General features: G+C 42.9%; 23 protein-coding genes. 13 read left to right on the forward strand and 10 right to left on the reverse strand.

The window, feature by feature from the left end:
* Positions 1–4: 4 nt before the first annotated feature.
* Genes mraY through mraZ form a run of 7 tightly spaced genes read right to left on the reverse strand, consistent with a single transcriptional unit; the run spans position 5 to position 7,420 of the window.
* Complete coding sequence (mraY, locus tag CPC19_RS11270; protein WP_015005174.1) at positions 5–1,087, reverse strand: phospho-N-acetylmuramoyl-pentapeptide-transferase; 1,083 nt, start codon at positions 1,085–1,087, stop codon at positions 5–7.
* On the reverse strand, positions 1,078–2,478 hold the full coding sequence (murF, locus tag CPC19_RS11275; protein ID WP_016390946.1) for a UDP-N-acetylmuramoyl-tripeptide--D-alanyl-D-alanine ligase: 1,401 nt from the start codon (positions 2,476–2,478) through the stop codon (positions 1,078–1,080). Before murF ends, mraY begins: the two co-directional genes overlap by 10 nt.
* Positions 2,466–4,019 carry a UDP-N-acetylmuramoyl-L-alanyl-D-glutamate--2,6-diaminopimelate ligase gene (locus tag CPC19_RS11280; RefSeq protein ID WP_016390947.1) on the reverse strand — a complete coding sequence of 518 codons (1,554 nt, stop codon included), beginning with the start codon at positions 4,017–4,019 and terminating at the stop codon, positions 2,466–2,468. The genes murF and CPC19_RS11280 overlap by 13 nt, the downstream gene beginning before the upstream one ends.
* Positions 4,016–5,755, reverse strand: a complete 1,740-nt coding sequence (locus CPC19_RS11285; protein ID WP_015005171.1) for a penicillin-binding protein 2 — start codon at positions 5,753–5,755, stop codon at positions 4,016–4,018. Before CPC19_RS11285 ends, CPC19_RS11280 begins: the two co-directional genes overlap by 4 nt.
* The gene (gene ftsL / locus CPC19_RS11290) at positions 5,752–6,030 is read right to left on the reverse strand and encodes a cell division protein FtsL (RefSeq protein WP_015005170.1); all 279 of its coding nucleotides are present in this window, start codon (positions 6,028–6,030) and stop codon (positions 5,752–5,754) included. The genes CPC19_RS11285 and ftsL overlap by 4 nt, the downstream gene beginning before the upstream one ends.
* On the reverse strand, positions 6,030–6,965 hold the full coding sequence (rsmH, locus tag CPC19_RS11295; RefSeq protein WP_015005169.1) for a 16S rRNA (cytosine(1402)-N(4))-methyltransferase RsmH: 936 nt from the start codon (positions 6,963–6,965) through the stop codon (positions 6,030–6,032). The genes ftsL and rsmH overlap by 1 nt, the downstream gene beginning before the upstream one ends.
* The gene (mraZ, locus tag CPC19_RS11300; RefSeq protein WP_015005168.1) at positions 6,965–7,420 is read right to left on the reverse strand and encodes a division/cell wall cluster transcriptional repressor MraZ; all 456 of its coding nucleotides are present in this window, start codon (positions 7,418–7,420) and stop codon (positions 6,965–6,967) included. Before mraZ ends, rsmH begins: the two co-directional genes overlap by 1 nt.
* Before the next feature lie 588 nt (positions 7,421–8,008).
* Between mraZ and CPC19_RS11305 the strand changes: the two genes are divergently transcribed.
* A complete protein-coding gene (locus CPC19_RS11305) occupies positions 8,009–9,226 on the forward strand; it encodes a DUF711 family protein (protein WP_016390948.1) in 1,218 nt (405 codons plus the stop codon).
* A gap of 136 nt (positions 9,227–9,362) precedes the next feature.
* Here CPC19_RS11305 and CPC19_RS11310 read toward each other — a convergent pair whose 3' ends face one another.
* The 3 genes from CPC19_RS11310 to CPC19_RS11320 are packed head-to-tail and all read right to left on the reverse strand — an operon-like array spanning position 9,363 to position 12,358.
* Positions 9,363–9,953, reverse strand: coding sequence for a DUF3365 domain-containing protein (locus CPC19_RS11310; protein WP_016390950.1), 591 nt, complete (start codon positions 9,951–9,953; stop codon positions 9,363–9,365).
* Positions 9,934–10,953, reverse strand: coding sequence for a cytochrome d ubiquinol oxidase subunit II (gene cydB / locus CPC19_RS11315; RefSeq protein WP_016390951.1), 1,020 nt, complete (start codon positions 10,951–10,953; stop codon positions 9,934–9,936). Before cydB ends, CPC19_RS11310 begins: the two co-directional genes overlap by 20 nt.
* Entirely contained in the window at positions 10,946–12,358 is a 1,413-nt protein-coding gene (locus CPC19_RS11320) for a cytochrome ubiquinol oxidase subunit I (RefSeq protein WP_016390952.1), read from the reverse strand. Before CPC19_RS11320 ends, cydB begins: the two co-directional genes overlap by 8 nt.
* A 309-nt stretch (positions 12,359–12,667) precedes the next feature.
* Here CPC19_RS11320 and CPC19_RS11325 point away from each other — a divergent pair, with 309 nt between their 5' ends.
* The 12 genes from CPC19_RS11325 (at position 12,668) to CPC19_RS11380 (ending at position 23,001) form a co-directional block, all read left to right on the forward strand.
* Entirely contained in the window at positions 12,668–13,318 is a 651-nt protein-coding gene (locus CPC19_RS11325) for a MotA/TolQ/ExbB proton channel family protein (RefSeq protein ID WP_016390953.1), read from the forward strand.
* Complete coding sequence (locus CPC19_RS11330; RefSeq protein WP_016390954.1) at positions 13,318–13,731, forward strand: biopolymer transporter ExbD; 414 nt, start codon at positions 13,318–13,320, stop codon at positions 13,729–13,731. The genes CPC19_RS11325 and CPC19_RS11330 overlap by 1 nt, the downstream gene beginning before the upstream one ends.
* Positions 13,732–13,777: 46 nt before the next feature.
* Complete coding sequence (locus CPC19_RS11335; protein WP_236610546.1) at positions 13,778–14,137, forward strand: biopolymer transporter ExbD; 360 nt, start codon at positions 13,778–13,780, stop codon at positions 14,135–14,137.
* The gene (locus CPC19_RS11340; protein WP_016390955.1) at positions 14,138–14,962 is read left to right on the forward strand and encodes an energy transducer TonB; all 825 of its coding nucleotides are present in this window, start codon (positions 14,138–14,140) and stop codon (positions 14,960–14,962) included. It abuts the gene before it with no gap.
* A 10-nt stretch (positions 14,963–14,972) separates the two neighbouring features.
* On the forward strand, positions 14,973–17,327 hold the full coding sequence (locus CPC19_RS11345) for a TonB-dependent siderophore receptor (RefSeq protein WP_016390956.1): 2,355 nt from the start codon (positions 14,973–14,975) through the stop codon (positions 17,325–17,327).
* 94 nt (positions 17,328–17,421) lie between these two features.
* A complete protein-coding gene (locus CPC19_RS11350) occupies positions 17,422–18,540 on the forward strand; it encodes an alpha-hydroxy acid oxidase (RefSeq protein WP_016390957.1) in 1,119 nt (372 codons plus the stop codon).
* A 23-nt stretch (positions 18,541–18,563) separates the two neighbouring features.
* A complete protein-coding gene (locus tag CPC19_RS11355) occupies positions 18,564–19,244 on the forward strand; it encodes a Fe2+-dependent dioxygenase (protein ID WP_035851092.1) in 681 nt (226 codons plus the stop codon).
* Between the two features lie 315 nt (positions 19,245–19,559).
* Positions 19,560–19,958: a hypothetical protein gene (locus CPC19_RS11360; protein WP_016390959.1), complete on the forward strand. Its 399-nt coding sequence runs from the start codon at positions 19,560–19,562 to the stop codon at positions 19,956–19,958.
* Positions 19,959–20,031: 73 nt separating this feature from the next.
* Complete coding sequence (locus CPC19_RS11365) at positions 20,032–20,664, forward strand: cold shock and DUF1294 domain-containing protein (protein ID WP_016390960.1); 633 nt, start codon at positions 20,032–20,034, stop codon at positions 20,662–20,664.
* Positions 20,665–20,830: 166 nt separating this feature from the next.
* Positions 20,831–21,127, forward strand: coding sequence for a 4a-hydroxytetrahydrobiopterin dehydratase (locus tag CPC19_RS11370; protein ID WP_035851124.1), 297 nt, complete (start codon positions 20,831–20,833; stop codon positions 21,125–21,127).
* 66 nt (positions 21,128–21,193) lie between these two features.
* On the forward strand, positions 21,194–21,589 hold the full coding sequence (locus tag CPC19_RS11375) for a VOC family protein (RefSeq protein ID WP_016390962.1): 396 nt from the start codon (positions 21,194–21,196) through the stop codon (positions 21,587–21,589).
* Positions 21,590–21,696: 107 nt separating this feature from the next.
* Positions 21,697–23,001 (forward strand): DUF2130 domain-containing protein, encoded by a 1,305-nt coding sequence (locus CPC19_RS11380; RefSeq protein WP_016390963.1) that lies wholly within the window; start codon positions 21,697–21,699, stop codon positions 22,999–23,001.
* The last annotated feature ends 72 nt before the right edge of the window (positions 23,002–23,073 follow it).

Genomic DNA, 23,073 nt, shown 5'->3' on the forward strand with positions numbered 1-23,073 from the left:
TCCATTATCTTAGTTTTAACGTAGACAACCCGATTAACACCAAAATAACGGTGATAATCCAAAAACGAACAATAATTCTTGGCTCTGGCCAGCCTTTTAACTCGAAATGATGATGAATAGGCGCCATTCTAAAAATGCGCTTACCGGTTAATTTAAACGAGGCCACTTGCAAGATGACCGAAACCGTTTCCATCACAAACACACCGCCCATGATGATTAACACCAATTCTTGGCGTACTAAGACTGCTAAAACGCCCAAGGCAGCCCCTAACGCCAGCGCACCCACATCTCCCATAAAAACCATTGCGGGGTAAGCGTTAAACCATAGGAAGCCCATACCTGCACCCACTATCGCCCCACAGAACACAACCAGTTCACCCGTTCCTTGTAAGCTAGGAATCGCCAAATATTGAGCAAATTGTGCATTCCCAGATAAATACGCAAAAATACCCAACGCACCTGCGACTAAGACTGTCGGCATGATCGCTAGGCCATCCAAACCATCGGTTAAATTAACCGCATTACTGGTGCCAACGATCACAAAATAAGTCAACGGAACAAAGAACCAGCCTAGTTGAAGGCTTACATCTTTAAAAAATGGTACGAACAGTGTCGTTTCAATGGGTGATACCGCTGTGTAATACAAAAATAACGCCGCCGATAAGGCAATCACTGACTGACCTAAATATTTTTTACCCGCCGACAAGCCTTTGGGGTCTTGCAAGGCTACTTTTTTATAATCATCAATAAAGCCTATTACCCCTGTTAACAGGGTAACCAGCAACACGACCCAAACATATCGATTGGAAAGATCAGCCCACAACAAGGTACTCAAACCAACGGCCACTAAAATTAACGTCCCGCCCATTGTTGGCGTGCCCGCTTTTTTAAAATGTGTTTCCGGACCATCATCACGTACCGCCTGACCTATCTTATGAAACGTCAACCTACGAATCATGGTTGGCCCAACAAGAAAGGCGATAAACAACGCCGTTAACGTGCCTAAAATCGAACGCATCGTCAGATAGTGAAACACTCTAAAACCACTGTGGTATTCAGACAGCCAGTCTGCAATCATTAACAACATACGCTGTCCTCTTTAAGTGTTATTTTTTCAACAATAGTTTCTAAACCCTGTGAACGAGAGCCTTTTAGCAAAATCACTGTATCCGCACTCAGCTCATGCTCTAAGTGCACTGCCAACGCGTCTTTAGTAGAAAAGTGAACCGCCTGCCGATTTGGCGACTTACTGTGCTTATTAAACTCATTCACCGCCACTTTCATCTGCTCGCCGACAGCATAAAAACGCTCTACATGACTGGTTTCAATGTCTGCACCTAACTGCCGATGAATCTGCATACTCTCAGTCCCAAGCTCTGCAAAATCACCCAGCACTAACCACACAGGTTGCTTTATATTTTTTAAACAGGCCATGGCTGCTTCAAATGATTTAGGGTTTGCGTTGTAGCAATCATTAATAACAACACTGTTATTAACGCCTTTTAATGATTGCATCCGACCTTTTACCACCATCAGTCGCTCTAACCCTTCTTTAATATCAGTGAGCGACTCGCCTAAACTGATGGCTGCACTGGCCGCCGCAAGTGCATTTAGAACATTATGCGTACCGATAAGGTTTAGCTGAATTTCGACCTGTTCTTGCTGATAATGCAGAACAAAAGTCGTTTTAAATTGACCGTTAAAAATACCCGTTTGTACCGATTCAATATCTGCCCACACATCAGCATTATCAGACCAGCCGAAACGAATAACACGTCTATTCCCAAGTAACGCCAGCCATTGGTCTAACCAAGGCTCTTCTTGATTAAGAATCGCCGTCCCTGTTTCACTAACTCCTGAAACAATTTCACCTTTCGCGTTGGCAACACCCTGAATACTGCCAAACCCCTCTAAGTGCGCTGAGCCAACATTATTTAAAATCGCCACGGTTGGTGCTGCAATATCACATAAATGCGCAATATCACCTGAATGACTTGCGCCCATTTCAATCACTGCAACATCATGTTCGTCGGTTAGCCTTAGTAAAGTGAGCGGCACGCCTATTTGATTATTCAGATTACCTTCTGTTGCTAGCACTTTATTCGAACCGCTTAAAATGCTTGCTAACATTTCTTTTACACTGGTTTTGCCATTACTGCCCGTAATAGCGACCAAGGGGATATCCAGCGCCTTACGTTGTTCTTTTGCGATCTGCGTTAAAGCTAATAAAGTGTCGTCTACTCTCACATATGGCATATCAACACTTATCTCAGCACTAACAATCGCCGCCACTGCACCGTTCTTATTGGCCTGTTCTACAAAATCATTTGCGTCAAAATTTTCACCTTGTAAGGCAACAAAAAGATCACCCTGTTGGATCTTTCTTGTGTCTGTACTAATGGCATTAAAGCTCACGTTTTCACCCACAAGGTGCCCTTTAGTGATAACCGCTGCTTGCTGAAGGCTCATGGTTTGCATCCGTGACCTCCTTCTTCGCTCAACACGCTTACATTTAATGCATCTTTTACCTGTGCAACATCGCTAAAAGCTATTTTTTCATTCTGTATCTGCTGGTATTCTTCGTGCCCTTTACCGGCCACTAAAATAATGTCGTTTTTAGCGGCACTTGCAATGGTTTGCTGTATTGCCTGCCCACGATCAAGCGTAACGGTCAGCTTAGCCACATGACTAATGCCTGCTTTAATCTGCTCAGCGATCGCTTCAGCCGATTCAAAACGTGGGTTGTCATTTGTAATAACAATACTATCGGCTAACTCATCCGCTATGGCCCCCATTAGTGGACGCTTTGCTTCATCCCGATTACCGCCACAGCCAAAAACCAATCTTAAGGTGCCTTTGCAGTGCTGACGCAAGCTTTGCAAAGCAAGCCTTAAGGCATCTGGTGTGTGCGCATAATCAACCACCACTTCGGGCTCAGCCCCTTCAACTAAAACCCGTTGCATACGCCCTTCAACGGCCTTCACCTTTTCAACCTTAGCAACGGCCACACTCAATTCATCACCCATTGCTATTAACACAGCAGCGCTTGCAACAAGGTTATCAATATTGAAAGCACCAAACAGTTCAGAGTGAACTTGAACAGTACACCCATTAAAAGACAACTCGAATGATAAACCCGTTGCTAGCAATCGTTCATTAGAGATAAACAAACAATTTTCAATTGTTGAACAGCAGCTCGACCTTGAGAATGAATACACTTTAACGCTTGATGACAGTGCGTTTTTAATCCGCTCACTAAAGGCATCATCCCGATTTAGAACAACAAAGCTTAATGAAGGACATTTGAATAAGGTTAATTTAGCATCACCATAAGCCTCAAGGGTTTGATGATAATCCAAATGGTCATGTGTTAAATTTGTGAACACAGCGCCCTTAAACGCAACCGCCTTAACCCGCCCTTGATCTAAACCATGCGAAGAAACCTCCATCGCAACGGTTGCAATGCCTTCGTCGCGTAAAGTCGCCAGTTGCCGCTGAACACTCACTGCATCTGGAGTGGTATTGATCGTTTTCTTTAAATCATCAACCTGTCCCCAGCCTAAGGTACCGATGATAGCGGATGAATTTGTCTGTACATTTAATGCCTGAGCAATAAAGTGGCTCACCGAGGTTTTACCATTGGTGCCAGTAATCCCAACCACAGATAAATCCTTCGATGGAAATTGATATAAACGCGCAGCCATGATGCTGATATGCTCACCAAGGTTGGCAAGCTTAAAGAGGGAAATGCTATGTGCTTTTTTTACTTTCTCGGCTAAAAATTCACCCCCTGCTTCAGGGTCATAAATAATCGCAACTGCGCCAGCTTGTATCGCTTGTTCTGCGTACATAAGGCCATGCTGTTGTGAACCAGCGACTGCTATAAATACGTCATCTTTTTGAATATTGCGCGCATCTACACTCAAATTTGCAATACGTATGTCTGAGTCAACCTCCAACAAGCCGTCCAACACGGTTTGCAAAGGCAGCAACGAAGAATTTTGCTTAGCTGGCATCATTGAATACCTCTTTCAAGTGATGCAAACACGGTTGCCTTATCGAGGTTGTCCGGTGCAATATTCATTAAGCGTAACGCCCCAGACATCACTCTGGAAAATACTGGTGCGGCCACTAAACCACCATAGTAATCGCCTGCTTTTGGCTCATCTATCACCACAACCATTACTAATTTTGGGTCGCTAGCTGGCGCCATGCCTGCAAACACACCTAAGTATTTATCTTCTGCGTAGCCACCGGCGATCGCTTTTTTTACAGTGCCTGTTTTACCGGCAACCGAGTAACCGTACACCTTTGCTCTGGGCGCTGTACCCGCTTTAGTAACCACACCGCGCATCATATTCCGCACACTGTTAGCAACTGTTGGACTCATCACCCGTACACTTTCAGCAGCCGCTTCATCAACCACTAACGAAATCGGCTCTAAAACACCTTCATTCGCAATAACCGAATAAGCACGTGCTAATTGCAATGCCGAGGTAGACAAACCATAACCAAATGACAAGGTCGCCGTTTCAATCGGCCGCCACTGCTCATAGCCAACTAGTTTGCCACGAGCTTCTCCCGGAAACCCAAGGCCTGCTGACTGACCAAACCCTAAACTATTCAACATACCCCATAACTTTTCGCCAGGGATGCCCAAGGCAATTTTTGCTGACGCCACATTACTTGACTTAAGTAGTAGCGTTGCTAAATCTATTTCACCGTAATTACGGTGATCCCGCACTTGACTACGTCCCACTCGCATATAACCGGGGTTGGTATCAATCACGGTAGAAGCATCAAAGACACCCGATTCCATGCCTGCCGCAACGGTAAAGGGCTTCATTGTTGAACCGGGTTCGAACAAATCAACAAAGGCTCTGTTACGAACATGACTCGCTTTAATCTTAGAACGATCGTTTGGATTAAAGGCAGGCTGGTTTGCCACTGCTAACAACTGGCCAGTTTCAGCATTCAGCAACACTAATGAACCAGACGTGGCCTTTTGCTGCGCGACGGCCGCCTTTAACTCTCGGTATGCTAAATATTGCAAACGCCGGTCTATCGTTAGCCGAATATCTTGACCGGGAATAGGCGCACGTATGTTATCAACATGCTTTACCATTCTGCGTTTGCCATCACGAAGCACACGCTCGGCACCTGCTGACCCTTTTAATGATTCATCCCAGGCTAATTCAAGGCCCTCTTGCCCTTCATCATCAATATTTGTAAAGCCAACAAGATGTGCTGCCACCTCGCCATCAGGGTAATAGCGCCTATATTCCTTTTGTAAATACACCCCTGGTAATTGCAACTGATCAATCATTGCCGTCACCTGTGGATCCATATGGCGACGCAAATACACAAACCGCCTCGAGGCTACTTTTTTAAGCTTCTTATCAAGTGCGCTAACCTTCAAACCAAGCAGCTTTGCAAACTCTTTCTTTTTAGTGCCCAGCTCCAACTCTTGCGGGTTCACCCAAACAGAACTCACTGGTGCACTAATGGCCAACGCGTGCCCACCTACATCTGTAATTTTTCCACGATAAGCAGGTAATTTGATGTCACGCAAATGAACCGCTTCTCCGCGCTTTTGCAAATAACTATTATTTAATACTTGTAAATCAATTGCCCGATAAATCAGCACGCACATCATCAACATAAAACACGCCAGAATAAATCGGCGACGCCCCGCCAACTCAGGCACAATAACCTTCTGCACAGTGTTATTAGATTGTTGATGTGAATACTTCATTTAACTTTTACGTAAACAATTTGTGCCGACGTAGGCGCCTGTAAATTTAACTTTGTACGAGCTAGTTTTTCTATTCGGTTATTTGATGACCAGGTGTTTTGCTCTAACTGCAAACGATTCCATTCAACGCCCAACCTATCCTGTTCTCGTAATTCTTTTTGTAGCTGATTAAACATTAAACGCGCATCATATTTCACGTACACAACGGCCAATGCCGACACCATCACCAACACCAATAAAATAACTGTAATACCTGCTAGACTTTGATCTGCCATTACAATTTCTCTGCAATACGTAATACAGCGCTGCGACTTCGAACATTACCCGCTACTTCATTCGCAGACGCTTTAATTGCCTTACCCACCACTTTTAACACCGGCTTTTTAGCATCTAACGGCATTGGAAGATGGCGAGGAACGATCTCTCCACGCGACTGCTCACGTATAAACCGTTTCACAATTCTGTCTTCTAACGAATGAAAGCTAATAACGGCTAAGCGGCCGCCTTGTTTCAACATACTCAATGAGCTTGCCAAGGCCTGCTCAAGGTCATCGAGTTCTTTGTTAATTTTAATTCGAATGGCTTGAAAGCTTCTTGTTGCAGGATGTTTGCCGGGTTCTCGCCTTTTCACAACATTTGCAATTAATGCCGCTAATTGAGCCGTTGTTTCAATCGCCGTTTCCTTGCGCTGAAGAACAATTTCTGCTGCAATTTTACGAGCAAACTTTTCCTCGCCATAAACCCTTAGCACTTTGACCAGCTCGCCTTCTTCAACATGAGAAAGCCATTGCGCTGCTGACTCGCCCTGCGTTGAATCCATTCTCATATCTAAAGGCCCATCTTTCATAAAGCTAAAGCCACGTTCTGCAACATCTAACTGAGGGGACGACACACCAAGGTCTAGCAAAATACCATCAACCGCGCCATCCCAATGCCGTTCTTGTGCCAATTGCTCCATCTGTGCAAAACTACTGTGCGCTAATTCAAATCGTTCGTCTTTTAATAAGGCTTGTGCTTGGGGGGAGTTCACAGCATCCATGTCCTTATCAATGGCCAATAAGCGCCCCTGAGGCGACAAGACCTGCAATATTGACCCGCTATGACCACCACGACCAAAGGTTCCATCGATATAAACCCCATCAGTTTGTCGTATCAGCCCCTCTATCGCTTCATCCAATAAGACCGGCTTATGTAATTCACCAGTAGACATCAAAGCGACAAGGTTCCCAGTTCAGGTGAAAGCTCACCGTCTTCTGCACTCTCCTCTTCAAACCATATGTCACGCTTAGTGACCCATGTCTGCTCATTCCAAATTTCGAACTTGTTTCCCTGTCCTATCATGACTGTTTTCTTATCCAGTCCAGCAAATTCTCGTAGGGGTGGCGACACAAGCACTCGGCCCTGCCCATCCAATTCGCATTCGGTTGCGTGCCCAATTAATAAACGCTGCAAACGTCTGGCTTGCTTATTTAGGGTAGGCAATTTAATCAATTTTCGTTCTATATCCTCCCAAACCGGCAAGGGATATAATAAGAGACTATGTTCACGATCAACCGTCATCATCATTTGCCCATCACAAGAGGTTTTCAACTGCGCACGATAACGCGTAGGGATAGACAATCGCCCCTTTGCATCCAACGTCACGTTATTAACCCCTCTAAACAAAACCGGCCCCTTATTTGATTTATTCCCTTTTCTACCACTTTACCCCACTTTTTTGCACTATAAGGATGAAAATACCACTCTGTCAAGTTTCCCATTCCATAAATACTTTCTTTACGAACAAACACTTAGCTAGGGTTTATAGAGGCCATTGGAAAACACATTTAAATAAACAATAAAGACAATAAAAATCATTGGCTTGCATCGCTTTATTAAAGAAAATACTAGAAATTCTTTTGTTAAACCCTTCTGATAAAGAAATATTGCGGAACAAGCAGATGATCGGCAAGCAGTGCCATAAAAACGTAACCTATTGAATAATAATGACATTATTGTTTGGTTTTAATTTCAAAAACGCATGTTCTCATTCACAAAAAAAGCCCCTTCATTTTAAAACCCATTGATACCATCACGTTGCAAGCACATCGCTCTTAAAAACAGCCAGCAAACACACAAATTTGCTAAACCATCTGAAGGGGTTTCTTTTTAGCTATGCACTGGCACTCACCGGTTCTGATATATTAACTATCAACCTATTAAGATTCCCAATACACATTTAATCGCTGCACAACGCTTTACTCAGGAGACCAGATGGAAATTCGCGCCCTTACCTTTTTCACTGAACTGCCAATCAATACCGACAAACAACAGATGGAGCAACAAATTGCACCTCTCGGCAAACAAGCCTTGCAGGTTAAAAAGTTATTTACTGACGCAGGTTTTGCCGTGCAAAGTTTACGCCTAGCCAGCCAACCACTCGAAAAAATTTTCCCCGAAGGCGCCAGCGCTGAGCATTTAGCCTTGTTTGCCAGCCAGTACGAACAAGTTGCCAATCAAGCAGGCTTTAAACATGTAGCCCTAGGGACACTTGGAGCAAGCTTAAGCACTGACGAGGCAAGCACTGAAAACAGCTTAATCAAACAACTTATGGCTGGAATCCCTGCCATCATTGAGGCAACTGATTGGGTATTTACCTCCGTACAATTGGCCGATCAGGCAAATGGACTCAAAACAGACTGCCTGCCACCTGCAGCGCAAGTCGTGGTGGATAACTCAACCATCAAAGAAGACGGTTTTGGTAATTTACGCTATTGCATGGTCGCCAATATGCCAGCATTTAGCCCGTTTTTTCCTGCCGCTTGGCACGATGGAAACAGCTCAACCGCCTTTTCAATGGCTATCGAATCCGCAGATATCCTTGTCGACTTATTAGAAACCTTTGATAATACTGAACAGCGCTGGTTAGCAGAGCCGTCCTTAACAGCCACGTTTAACCACCTCGGAGCAACGCTTGATCAGTTGGGAACCGAAGCTGCCGCGCTCACTAATATAACCTACCGCGGCATTGATATGACGCCATCACCCTATCCAAGCATTCCTCGTTCTTTTGGTCGTATTGTGGAACTGCTCACAAACGAACCTTTTGGTGGCCCCGGCACAATGGCAGCCATTGGTTTAATCAAACAAAGCTTGGATGCCGCTAACTTTAATCGCGCCGGCTACTGTGCGGTCATGCTTTTGCCACTAGAAGATGCAGTGCTCGCACAAAACGCTATCAGTGAGAATTTTAATATCGCAACGCTATTGGCTTGCGCAGCTGTTGGCGGTACCGGCTTGGATGTCATCCCTGTTAGTGGCAATACACCTCAGAAAAAAATTGAGGGGTTAATGCGAGACACAGCGATGTTGTCTCTGTCCTTAAATAAACCTTTAACCGTCCGTTTATTACCCGTGCCTGGGCAACAAGCAGGTGAATTGACTCAGTTCAACTTTGATTACTTTTCTTCAACACGTATTTTTGACCTATAAACATGTTGAAGTTATGAAATAACACTAAATGTTCATAATAAATTTGATCACCGCGCCCATACTCATGACACAGAACAAACCAAAGCACCAAAGAATCACAAACCATGCCCATTGTTTTTGTTTAGGCGATAAATATTTACTTAATAATTTGTCCATTAGCTAACTCTATATATTTTTGCAAGCTAAATGCTCCGCGAATCTCACCTATTTTAAAGCCCATCGCGGTATCGCGAGGGTAGAGCTCCTTGATATGATTTTTAAGTGAGGTCTCTACCGTTATGCCATGGCAACTTAAACACAAGCCCTGCATTGGAATTGCCTTCATATACATTATGCTTGTGCCCTGCTGTTGCCACCATTCCATTTCGGCAAGGTCTTCACCCGCACTTTTCCTGCTTACAAACTCGTCTAAAACCGCCTTTTCTTGTGCTGTGGGCTTGTTGTTTTGATGACGTGTTTTTATCGAGGTACGCCCTATTGCCCAGCCTGTTTCGTCTGCCATTTTTTCTGCAATTTCAGGTGCGCGAAGACTACACACATCGACGGCTTTTTTTAAACCACCTGTTTTAATCGCCGCCTGTAATTCCTGCTTTAATGTTTGTTGAAATTGCTGGGTAATGCCTCTTGCTTCCTCAACATAAGAAAAGACAGGCTCTTGTGCAAAACTGACTGCATAACACAATAAACACGCAACAATTAGCCCGCTTTTAATACATGGCTTTATCATCAGCTTTACCCCTAAATATGTAATAACTATATCCCGTATACACTAGAATAATGGGCAAAAACACCGCGGTTCCAACTAATAAGAATGATTGCGATGTTGAGGCAGCGGCCGCATCCCAAAGGGTAAAACTAAACGGAACAATCCATGGAAACAAGCTGATACCTAGCCCCACATAACCGAGTAAAAATATGAAGATGGTGAGCAAAAACGGACGAATCTCGCGCTCGCTATGTAAGTCTTTCCAAAGTAAAACAAAAGCGCAAAACGTAATAATAGGAACCGGTGCCAGAAAAAACATATTGGGCATAGAAAACCACAACGTCAGAATGCGTTCGTCAATAAATGGCATACACAAACTCACTAAGCCCATTGCCAATGCTACAAAGCCGATAACATATCGCGCCACAGCACGTGCCCAGCGCTGGGTATCATCCTCACATTTCCATATGAGCCATGTTGCGCCAATCAGCGCATAGCCAAACACTAGCGAAATACCTGTTATTACTGCAAACCCATTAGCCCAGTCAAGCGGACCGCCGGCAAAACCTCGCTCAACAACCTCAAAGCCTTGTACAAAATTACCCAAAATTACGCCCTGCATAAACGCAGCCAATAACGAGCCAACGTGGAAAGACACATCCCATAGTTTGCGGTCTCTTCCCTCCGTTTTAAAACGAAATTCAAAGGCGACACCACGAAAAATGAGCCCTATCAGCATTAAAATAACGGGTAAATAAAGTGCCGGCATCACTATCGCATACGCAACTGGAAAAGCCGCAAAAAGACCGCCCCCACCAAGAACAAGCCACGTTTCGTTACCATCCCAAAACGGCGCGATCGAATTCATTATTTTGCTACGGCATTTATCGCTAGGCGCAAATGGAAATAATATGCCACAGCCCAAATCAAAGCCATCCAACAAGACATATATAAAAACAGCTGTTGCGATTAAAGCGCCCCATATTAAAGGTAGGTCTAGCCATGGTGATAAATCAAACATTTTTACCCTCCTTTCCAATGTTGCTGGCTAGATTAGGTGCAACCGCCTCTTGCCCGTGTTCATAATAGCCATTACCCGACTTATCTTGGTTGGGCCCCTTGCCAATTAATTTCAAAATATAATAACTACCCGTGCCAAAAATCAGCGTATAAGCCACAACAAAAATACCTAAGCTCAAGGCCAGTTGTTCTGCGATAACTGGAGAAATACTCTCCGCCGTTCTAACAATGCCATAAACCGTAAAGGGTTGGCGTCCTACCTCCGTTACAAACCAACCAGCTAACAATGCTATAAACCCGCTTGGCATCATTGCCATGCACCATAATTGAAAGGACTTAACATCAAACAAGCGTTTTCTGAAATATAAAATGGCAGCCAAAATACCCGTTAGTATCATTGCCACACCCAAGCCAACCATAACGCGGAAAGACCAAAACACAATAGCCACCGGAGGGCGATCTTCTTTTGCGACCTCTTTCAACCCAGGCACAACCCCCTCTGCAGAACCTGTTAAGATCAAACTAGCGCCGTTAGGAATAGTAATACCATAATCTGTACTTTCGGTTTCTTCATTCGGTATGCCAAAAAGGTACAGCGGTTTATTGCCACCACGCTCCCAGTTTCCCTCCATCGCAGCCACCTTGATAGGCTGATATTCCATTGTGTTTTCACCATGTGCATGGCCTATAAGCAACTGGGTTGGTGCAACAAACACCGCCATCAGCATCGCCATAGAAAACATCACTTTAGCGTGTTCAACATGGATTTTTCGCCATAAATAATAGGCCCCAACCCCGCCTACAACAAAAGCGGTTGTCAGATAGGCTGCTGTTACCATATGAAGAAAACGCACAGGGAAAGATGGGTTAAAAATAACTTCCATCCAATTTGTGGCATACAGCAAACCATCGGCCCTTACTTCAAAACCCTGAGGGGTTTGCATCCAACTATTGGCTGACAAAATCCAAAACGCGGAAACAAGCGTGCCAAAAGCTACAATTAAGGTGGAAACAAAATGCATTTTCTTGCTCACACGGCCCCAACCAAAAAGCATAATGCCAAGAAAAGATGCTTCCAAAAAGAACGCTGTTAGCACTTCGTAGCCTAGAAGCGGCCCAATAACATTGCCAACTTTATCGGAAAAAACAGACCAGTTAGTACCAAACTGATAGGACATCACAACACCCGAGACAACACCCATCCCAAAGCACACCGCAAAAATCTTAATCCACATTTTGTAGATTTCTCTATAAACATTTTTGCCTGTTTTCAGATACAGCCCCTCAACAACAGCAAGCCAACTTGCCAAGCCAATCGTGAATGCCGGAAAAACAATGTGAAAACTAATCGTGAAGGCGAATTGAATACGCGCCAGTAATACAGGGTCAAGCTCAAGTGCTAACATAATATTTATCCTCTATTTTTCCACGGTCACCAGTTGCAATAAACGCTGAACAACATTTATAGAATACCCCCAAGCTTTTCAACGTCGTTCCCATTCTACTGCCATTAAAAACTTTATGCGGCTACCTCATTGTTATGAGCGTTTACGTTTGCGGCCTTATCGTATCACCTTTCATATAGCAACAAGGCTGCTATAGATCAGCTCGTTCAAATTTAAGCACTTAGTTGTCAGACTTATTGACAATAACTAATGAGAATGATTATCATTAACATTCTCATTAGTTAAATTCATTATGGTTAAGGTGTTTTCATGTCTCATTTATTAATAACAAGCGGTCCCGTTGTTTGGTTACTTATTGTCTTTTCTGTTGTCTCGCTAACGGTCACCCTGTTAAAAATTTGGCAGTTTTGGCAATTGAGGGATACTTCAAAATCTTCTATTGGAGAAGCGTTTTCAAACTTTAAGCAAAATAAAGTTGCCCAAGCGATTGTGCTGGTTAATGGCCAGCGTCATTTAAGGTCAACACTGATCGCCCAAGCACTTCAATTATTAGATAGCGGCGTCCTGTCTACAGAAGAAGCAAAAAACGAAATTTTAAGAAAGGCTCGCTTTGCACTAGCCGACCTTGCTAAGTACCTCCGCGTTCTAGAAGTTATTGCCTCACTGGCTCCCTTATTAGGGCTGCTAGGCACTGTTTTAGGCATGGTTGAAGCATTTAAAGCAATGGAAGCGGCGGGAAGCCAAGTTAACCCAGCCATCCTTTCTGGCGGCATCTGGATGGCTCTAATGACCACCGCAATGGGTGTTGCCGTTGCTATTCCGACTTCAATTATTCATAGCTGGTTTGAGCGCAAAATCGAAGTTCAGGCGATACTCATTCAGGATGATTTGGATAGGGTTTTTACAATCCAAGCCGAAAGAAAATCGGTTAAACCGTTACGTGAAGTGGCCCAAGCTTAATGAACCCCTTATTAATTAACCCGCGGCCAAAGAAACAGGTCAGTTTGACAGCGCTAGTCGATGTGGTTTTCATTTTATTGTTTTTCTTTATGTTGACTTCATCCTTTAGCAAAAATAATGGTTTTGATTTGCAATCACCCGTTGCAAGTCACGAGACTACGTTGGAAAAGCCTCAATTAATTGAGCTGCATGAAGATGGTTCACTAACATTGCTTGGTAAAGAATCAACGTTCAAGCTAACAGATTCTACCCTCTTAGAATCACTCAATATTCACAAACCAACGGTCATCTTACCTAACGCCAAAACACAGGTTCAATCAATAGTTTCGGCAATGGAGCGACTCAATAGACTGGGCTTCCAGACATTATCCCTCGGTCAGTCACTTAAGCAAACGGCAAATAAAAATGGTTAACCAGCGCCTAATATCAGCTAAAAGTAGCCAACAGGGTGATAGCAATATGATCCCTATGATCAATATTGTTTTTCTACTGCTCGTGTTTTTTATGATTGCAGGGCATATGCGGGATATCCAAGACCAAGGTATTGAATTGCCTGTTTCAGAAAACGGTGCTCAAGCTGTCGAGAAAACGGTGACTCTACAACTCACTGATAAAAATGAGCTTTACCTTAATGGCGTTAAAACCTCTCTTGAAAAGCTAGACCTACATTTAGACTCTCTCATAGAGGCCAATACGCTGTTAGCGCTTGAAGCTGATAGACGTGTTCAAGCCGTTGACCTTGATAAAACACTTAGCATTTTACGCAAAAAAGGTATTTTTAAAATAACCCTTTATGCGCAAGCTTCGTCGGCCAAATAAATGCGTATTTCAGAATGGTCTTTAGCCTTTTTTGTTTCCATTGCCCTGCATCTAGCGGCGGCAGCTGGCTATATGTTAAGCCCTGTCCCAGAACCAAGTGGAGCTAGCGACTTAGGCGAAAACGGCATTCAAATTGGCTTGGGCATGCAAGGCTCTTATATAGATCAAATTGAAAAGGAAAAAAAGCAAAAACTCGAGAAAAAAACTAAGCCAGAAAAAAAAGTTATAAGCAAACCGGTCACTAAAGCACCAAAAAAAACCAATAAGCCGGTTAAAAAACCGGCGCCTACTGTGGCTGCCGTAACCACAAAAAAACCAACAAAGGATGCCGTATTAGTACAGCACTCTGAACAAAAAAAGCCAGCCCAGCTGAAACAGACAGCAGAACCAGAAGACCCTGAAGTAACAGAAAAACCAGAAGTACCAGAAGAACAAACCAGCAATAGCAAGGAGCAATCAAAGTCTGAAGCACTGGTTCGCGCAAGCGGAAAAGGGGCAGAAGCAAACTCAGGGAACCGCTTAGGTAAAAAGGATTATTTCTCAAGCTTAATCGCTTGGCTAAACCAATATAAAAATTACCCTGCCGCCTTAAAAAAGAAAAAACAAGAAGGCGTCGTCACGCTGAAATTCACTATAAATAAAAAAGGTCAGCTGTTATCCGCTAGTGTTCACAAAAGCTCTGGTTACCCCTTACTGGATAAAGCAGCCCTAGACATCCTAGACAAGGCAAGCCCAATGCCCGCCATCCCAAATTCAATACCACGTGATCAATTAACCCTGATCATTCCCCTTGAATATTCACTTATTACCAACTCAACTTATTAAGGAGCAAATAATGACAGCCCCCGCAAGCAGTAGATCGGCCAAACTCAAGGTGCGAAATAAAACGGCATTTCCATTTCGCAAAACAGCGCTAGCAATTTGTGTACAAACGGTACTACTAGGTGCCACAGCAAACAACGCCATTGCACAAGAAAGCGATGCTATTGTTTTAGATGCATTACAAATTGAAGAGCGAACAATTGATACCAACCCTTACACAGAAAAATCTGCACCGTATAAAGCAAAAATTTCAGCCGATAGTCGGCATGTAAAAGAGTTGGCCGATACGCCTCAAACAATCAGCGTGATTACACAAACAGCCATTCAAGACTCGGGAAAAACAGGCTTACGGGATATTTTAGCTGCCCAGCCCGGTATTACCCTAGGAACTGGTGAAAATGGCAATGCCTTTGGTGACCGTTATATTATTAGAGGACATGAAGCGCGTAGTGATGTTTTTGTGGATGGTTTACGTGACCCAGGAATGACAACTCGTGAAAGCTTTGCCTTAGAACAAGTTGAAATTACCAAAGGACCCAGCTCCACCTTTGCAGGCCGAGGCTCAACAGGCGGCGCCATTAATGGGGTAACCAAACAGGCCAGCACAGAGTACGACTTCAATAAAATATCAGCTGGTTTAGGGACAGACAATTTTGGAGAGCTGACCTTAGATAGCAACCATAAAATTAATGATGATACGGCAGTAAGGCTTAACCTATTGTATAGCGAAAAAGATGTTCCAGATCGCGACCCTGCAGACCAAGAGCGCACAGGTCTTGCCTTATCCGGTAGCCACCAGGCCACTGATAAATTAAAACTGACGGCTGATTATTACTACTTAAATGCAGAAGACTCACCCGACCTAGGTAGTTACCACATTACCGACTCTAAAGTGGCCAATAACATTCCATCGTATGTACAAGACGAAGACTTTCTAGAATCAACCGTTAATGTGGGAACCTTCCGTCTTAATTATGAAATTAACGATGCCTTAAGAATAGAAAACTCAACCCGTTACGGCACGACCGAAAATGGTTATGTAACAACAGGCGCTTTTGGCGCAACAAGGGATATTAGTGACCCCGTTGCCCCGGGCGCAGCCACCATTACTATTGAAAGCAGAGCGCACCAAGGTTGGCAAGATGTCACCTATTTTGCAAACCAATTTAACCTGTTTGTGGATAGGGAACTGGCGGGCAATAAGCATCAATTTGTTTTTGGTGCGGAATACTCTGATATTGGCGTCATTAATGGAACCTATAACGTTACTAATAATGGCGCAACCAATTGTATCGTCGCAAGCCAAGGAGGCGGTTCTCCAAATTATTGCATCTTGGACGGTAATGGCAAAGAGATCAATAACCTTAATGGCTTACTGGAGCGTGACATCACCAAAGCAGCTAAAGACTCCGATTACTCCATAAAAACCATATCATTATCGGCAATGGATACCATTACTTTTAATGATCATTGGTCGCTGTTTTTAGGTATACGAGCCGACCGCTTTGATTACGATAACTCGGTACTGAGCTATGGCGCGACTGTTCCAACTAAATTCTCTTATTCCGACACCCTGTGGAATGGACATATTGGCACTGTTTACAATATCAATAAGCAAGGCAATGTTTACCTAACCTATAGTACCTCTAGCAATATTAACGGTGGAGAATCTGATCTAGGCGGTAATTGTGGTTATGGCGGGCTTTGTGGAAGTGACAACCTGCAAGTTGAAAACAGCAAACCAGAAAAAACAAAAAGTGTTGAACTGGGCACAAAATGGAACGTTTTAAATAACAAGCTCTTGTTAACTGCCGCTATTTTCCGAACTGTAAAAGATGATGTAATGGAAAGTGTTGGCGACGCATACTCTTCTATAGGCACCTTAAACACAGGTAAAAACCAAGTAGAAGGCATTGAGGTTTCCGCCGTAGGTAATATTACCAAGGCATTAAGTGTGCAGTTTGGCGCAACCATGATGGAGTCTGAAATTTTAAAATCTTCTGCCATAGGCCGAGGTGGCGACCTTGTCGATTATAAGAACAAGCCCTTGAGTAACTTTGCAGATGATAGCGTTTACTTGCAGTTGCGTTACCAAGCAACACCTAAGTTTGCCTTTGGTAGTATTGCAACGTATTCCAGTAATATGTTTGTTGGGCAACCCGATAGTCCAGCTGATGATTATGAAATACCGAGCTATACTGTGTATGACATTTTTGCCAGTTATGACATTAACAAAAAACTTAAAGCAAGCTTGAACATAAGCAATATTACAGACGAAGACTACTATTTAGCCGGTTATCGAAATGGTGGCTTCACCTATATTGGCGATGCTCGTAATGCCCAACTCACCTTAGCGTATGAGTTTTAGACATAACAATTAAAGCGTAATAATTTGGTTGCTGGGGCCTAAGGCAACTTAGGCCCCAAGTATTATATTTTGACCACCAACGGCTAGGCGCCCCATGAAAGAAAAACCAACCCGACAAGAAAAACTGACACAAATACCGCCTGATATTGCAGCCGTTAATGATTATGAAAAGCTAGCAAAGCACTTTATATCTCACCCACATTTTGAATATATTGCCGGTGGGTCGGCTAACGAAATTACCTTAAAAAACAATCAAAAAGCATTTGACGATATCGGCCTTTATAACCGAGTTTTACAAGATGTATCTCAAGGTTCAACCGAATTAACGCTATTTGGCGAGCAGTATCGCCACCCTATTTTCTTAGCGCCGGTGGCACATCAACAATTAGCTCACCCAGATGGAGAACTTGCCAGCGCAGCAGCTGCCGAGGCAATGGAAGCCGGTTTTATAGCCAGCACGCTTTCATCTACCACACTAGAGCAAATTGCCAACACAACGCATTATAGAAAGTGGTTTCAACTGTATTTTCAAGACACTAAAGAGTTCACCCTCTCGCTAATTAAGCGCGCAGAAAAAGCCGGCTATAGTGCCCTTGTTGTTACCCTTGATGTACCGATCAATGGCTTAAGAAACCGCGCACAACGGGCAAATTTCACGTTGCCGCAAGATGTCCGCGAAGCAAACCTTGAGGGCAAACCCTCCCCTACACAACGACAATTAAACCGCACACAAAGTATTATTTTCCAAGGCATAATGAAAGATGCACCCACTTGGCAAGACTTACAGTGGTTACAACAACAAACCGACCTACCCATTATTATCAAAGGTATTTTGCACCCGGCTGATGCAGCGTGTGTAAAAGAAATGGGATTTGCAGGGCTTGTTGTTTCTAATCATGGCGGCAGAGCGCTTGATGGTGTCCCCGCTAGCATCACCGCCCTACCCTCTATTCGCCATCGTGTTGGCGCAGAGTTTCCTGTTTTGCTAGACAGTGGTGTGCGCCGTGGAGCAGATATTTTTAAAGCCATTGCATACGGCGCAAATGCCGTACTGATTGGTCGCCCACAAATGTATGCCTTAGCAGTTGCTGGGGCCTTAGGGGTTGCCCATATGTTACGCTTGTTAAGAGAAGAACTAGAAGTAACAATGGCCTTAACTGGCTGTTCAACTCTGCAAGAAATTAATACAGAGTGCACCTTTACCCAGCCTTAATAACGTTTACAACATACAGTTTTATGCTACTTCCTATCAATAATGTACTAGATAAAAAAACCGTTGAACAGTTTCGCACAGCCCTAGATAAAACAACCTGGGAAGATGGCAAAATAACCGCCGGAGGCCAAGCAAAACAAGTTAAGGTTAACCAGCAAATTCAAGATCAGTCAGACCTTGCTATTGAATTAGGCAATCATATTTTAAAAGTCTTAGGGCGACACCCGCAGTTTTTATCCGCCGCGTTACCCAAAAAAATATTCCCACCCAAATTTAATCGTTATAACAACGCCGACCATTATGGGCCCCATGTTGATAACGCCATTATGCACCTGCCCGACCACCAAATAATGCGCACAGACCTTTCTTGCACCTTATTCCTATCTGACCCCAAAGAGTATGACGGTGGTGAACTGGTTATTGAAACAACTTATGGTGCTCAACAAGTAAAACTAGCCGCTGGAGATTTAATTTTATACCCATCAACTAGCTTACATCAGGTTCTAAAGGTTACTAAAGGAGCGAGAGTTTGTTCCTTTTTCTGGTTAGAGAGCATGATACGCGACAACCAGCAACGAGAAATGTTGTACACCCTCGACCAAAGCATTCAAACACTAACCATAGAAAGAGGAGCCGACGACAACGAAGTACGCCACTTAACCGGCATCTATCACAACCTTATCCGCCTATGGGCAAGCAGCTAGCCTTCATTAGCGACAAAACGATCACCTGTACTTGTTATACATACCCATTTCTTCTACTCAATTCAATGCTTAGCTACGCAGGCTAACTAAACCCCCAACTGATCTTCATTCAACGGCCTAAAAACTGCGTAACCTTAGGCGATAAAAATAGTTGTGTTATATTCAGCTATAACAACTCACTATATTACTAGACAACAACCTATTTACGTTTAGCTGCCAATATAAAAATACATGGAAGTATTAGCCACTTATCTCTACTTGATAAGTGGAACTTTGCTTCCGCTTATTAACAGTGTTAAGTAACAAGGAAGAGGTATGAGTAAGAATGTAACAGACAGAGTTATTCTCAAAGAGGTGTACAAAATATACTATTCAGATTTTTGTAACTTTGACAAAGAGAAACCATCTCGTGATACAAAAATATATGTGCCGATTGACTGCGAGTTGATTGCGAGAAATTTAAATTTAGACCCAGAAATTGTCTTTGGTCGTCTTTACTATCACCTAAACCAAAAACATGGGTACAAACAAGAGGATGGGACTCTGATTGCTTTATTTGCGAAACAAATAGGTTCTGATCGCCATGTCGTACAATTCCCTCTACTATCAGCAGTATTGGCAGAGCATGAACAATCTTATTTACGCTTTACCATTCCCCTTTTTTTGTCAATTATTGCGTTAATTTTTTCAATTGCTGCATATTTTAATACTTAACAAAAATATCAAGCACGACGCGCAAAATGTGCGCGCGTCTTATATAAAACGCTAGCCAAATTAAAGCAAAAACATGAAATTTCAAGGTAAAGTTTTAAACTGGAATGATGAGAAGGGTTTTGGTTTTGTCGAGCCAAATGGTGGAGGAAAACGCGCTTTCGTGCATATTAAAGCCTTTAAACCTCGCTCACGTCGGCCCGTTAATGGCGAAGTGATTGTGTACGAATTAGTTCAGGACAATAATAACCGTTATAAAGCTGAAAACATTCAATTTGCTCGTGATGCTAGACACGTAAAGAAAAGAAGCCAAGCAAAAAAAGGCAGTCATTTTGGTGAGATCTTTATAGCGTTTTTTTGCGCTGTGCTATTAACCTCAACTTATTTTGGCAAGCTACCCCTAATTATCACCAGCATTTATATTGTGATGAGCCTTATTACTTTTGCCACATACGCAATTGATAAATCTGCAGCTCAAAAAAACCATTGGAGAATAAAAGAAAGCACGCTGCATCTACTTTCACTAATTGGAGGCTGGCCGGGTGCTTTTTTTGCTCAAAAGAAATTGCGCCACAAGTCGAACAAAAAAGAGTTTAAACGTGTTTATTGGGTCACTATTATTTTGAATTTAAGTGGTTTTTTTTGGATCCATACGGAGAAAGGAATAAACTTCATCAACAATGTGATTCATCCACTATTTAATGGCTAATAAGGGACTCAATAGGACAACAAGGCGCAACATAATTAGGGGATAAAAAGCTTGGGTTTCAATATGTTGGAAGTATTGTCTGCTGCTGCTTTTTAACAGGGAAAAATAGGCTGCCGTTCCCCAATAACCAAAACCGATTGATAACTTAAGAGGCGTAATGATTACCATGAAAAAACTAATCTCATTAACGGAAGCCGAATCTCGTTTGAAAAATGGCGAAATAAAAGACTGGGGTTTAAAAGAAGGCAAGCTTTACCGAGAGTGTACGTTTCCTAATTTTGCACTGGCTTTTGGTTTTATGGCCTCTGCCGCAATAACAGCTGAAGCAATGAACCACCACCCTGAATGGTTTAACGTTTATAACAAAGTTAATATCAGCCTAACGACCCATGATGTTGGCGGTTTAAGCGAACTGGATTTTGAGCTAGCGGGAAAGATGAATAAACTACTCACTAATCTATAAAAACACTCCAAACTGTTGCTGAAGCAGGCGGTAAACAAAAACCTAAATAAATAGGGAAAATACACGGTGAAAGAAATTACCCGAATTAATCATATTGGGTTACGAGTTAAAAACCTGAACGCCTCTAGACAGTTCTACCAGCAACTAGGGTTTGAATTTATCGCTGGCCCTATCGGGCCGGAACCTGTTGCCATTATGGAGCACCCATCTGGTATTAATATAAACTTTATTCTCAACGCAGATTCTGATTGCACAGAAAATGTACTGATGGATATTGCCGCAAAAAATACGGGTTATACTCATGTTGCATTAGAGGTAACGAATATCGAATCTGCACGAAAGACTATAAAAGCACTGGGCATTACCATTACTGAAGAAGTTGAGTTTGAAGACGCACAGTTCTTTTTTATTAGAGACCCTGATAAAAATGTTATTGAGTTTCATCAACCGTCAAACCGTTAACAAATCGCTATTTTGAACAGTTATCAGCTGGGCTAAAATCAAGCTAAAAATGCGACAGAACAATACAGTAGCCACTACCAAAAGGCACCAACAAAGGAACAAATACCATGCAAGATATACATTGCCCTGAATGTAAAAAAGCATTCAAAATTGATGAAGCTGGGTACGCGGATATCGTGAAGCAGGTTCGTGATAGCGAATTTACACAGCAGCTAAATGAGCGCTTAGACATTGCTGAAAAAGAAAAAATTAATGCCGTCGAGCTGGCTAAACAACAAGCAACGAACGATGCGCAAAAAAATTCAGCTGCCAAAGATGCAGAAATACAAGACCTGAAAGCAAGGTTAGAGGCAGGTGATACGTCAAAGCAGCTGGCTGTTTCTGAGGCGGTTAAAGCAGTAGAAAAGGAACGCGATGATTTAGCCAATAGATTAAGGCAAGCCGAGCTAGAAAAAAAAGCCGCGTCTGAGCTGGCAGAGGCAAATCACTCCAATCAGCTACAAAAAACATCTGCGGAGAAAGACAAAGAGATTCAACACCTTAAAGCCGTACTTAGCGCGAAAGAAAGTGAAAAAACAATGTCAGAAATATCCTTAAAGGATAAATACGAAACACGTATTAATGACCTTGAAGACACGATTGAACGCCTTAAAGACATGAAAGCGCGCCTGTCTACCAAAATGGTTGGCGAAACGCTTGAACAACATTGTGAAACAGAGTTTAACCGTATCCGGCCGACTGCTTTCCCAAAATCTTATTTTGAAAAAGACAATGATGCTCGCACTGGCAGCAAAGGCGACTACATTTTCCGCGATAAAGATGAAAATGACATTGAAACTGTCTCCATCATGTTTGAGATGAAGAATGAAAGTGACGAAACGGCAACTAAGAAAAAGAACGAAGATTTTCTCAAAGAACTCGATAAAGACAGACATGAAAAAAATTGTGAGTACGCTGTTCTTGTGTCGCTTTTAGAACCCGATAGTGAACTGTATAACTCGGGCATTGTTGATGTCTCACATCGCTACAAAAAAATGTACGTAATTAGGCCGCAGTTCTTTATTCCGATAATAACGTTGCTACGCAATGCGGCTCAAAATTCACTTAAATACAAACAAGAACTGGCCATTGTAAAAGCCCAAAATGTTGATATTACTCATTTTGAAGAAGAACTTGATGCATTTAAAACAGGCTTTGCGCGAAATTACGATTTAGCATCTAAAAAGTTTAAAACCGCCATTACCGAAATTGATAAAACAATCGACCACCTTCAGAAAACTAAGGATGCCCTTCTTGGCTCAGAAAACAACCTGCGCTTAGCCAACAACAAAGCAGACGACCTAACCGTTAAAAAGTTAACAAAAAAGAATCCCACAATGGCCGCTAAGTTTGAAGCGCTTAGGAAGGATTAGCCAACATGGCCCGCATTATATCGTTTCGTTTAGATGCACGCTGTAGTATGGTCAACTCAGTTCAAACGTGAT

It is taken from the genome of Cycloclasticus sp. PY97N, from assembly GCF_002443175.1.
Lineage (GTDB): Bacteria > Pseudomonadota > Gammaproteobacteria > Methylococcales > Cycloclasticaceae > Cycloclasticus > Cycloclasticus pugetii.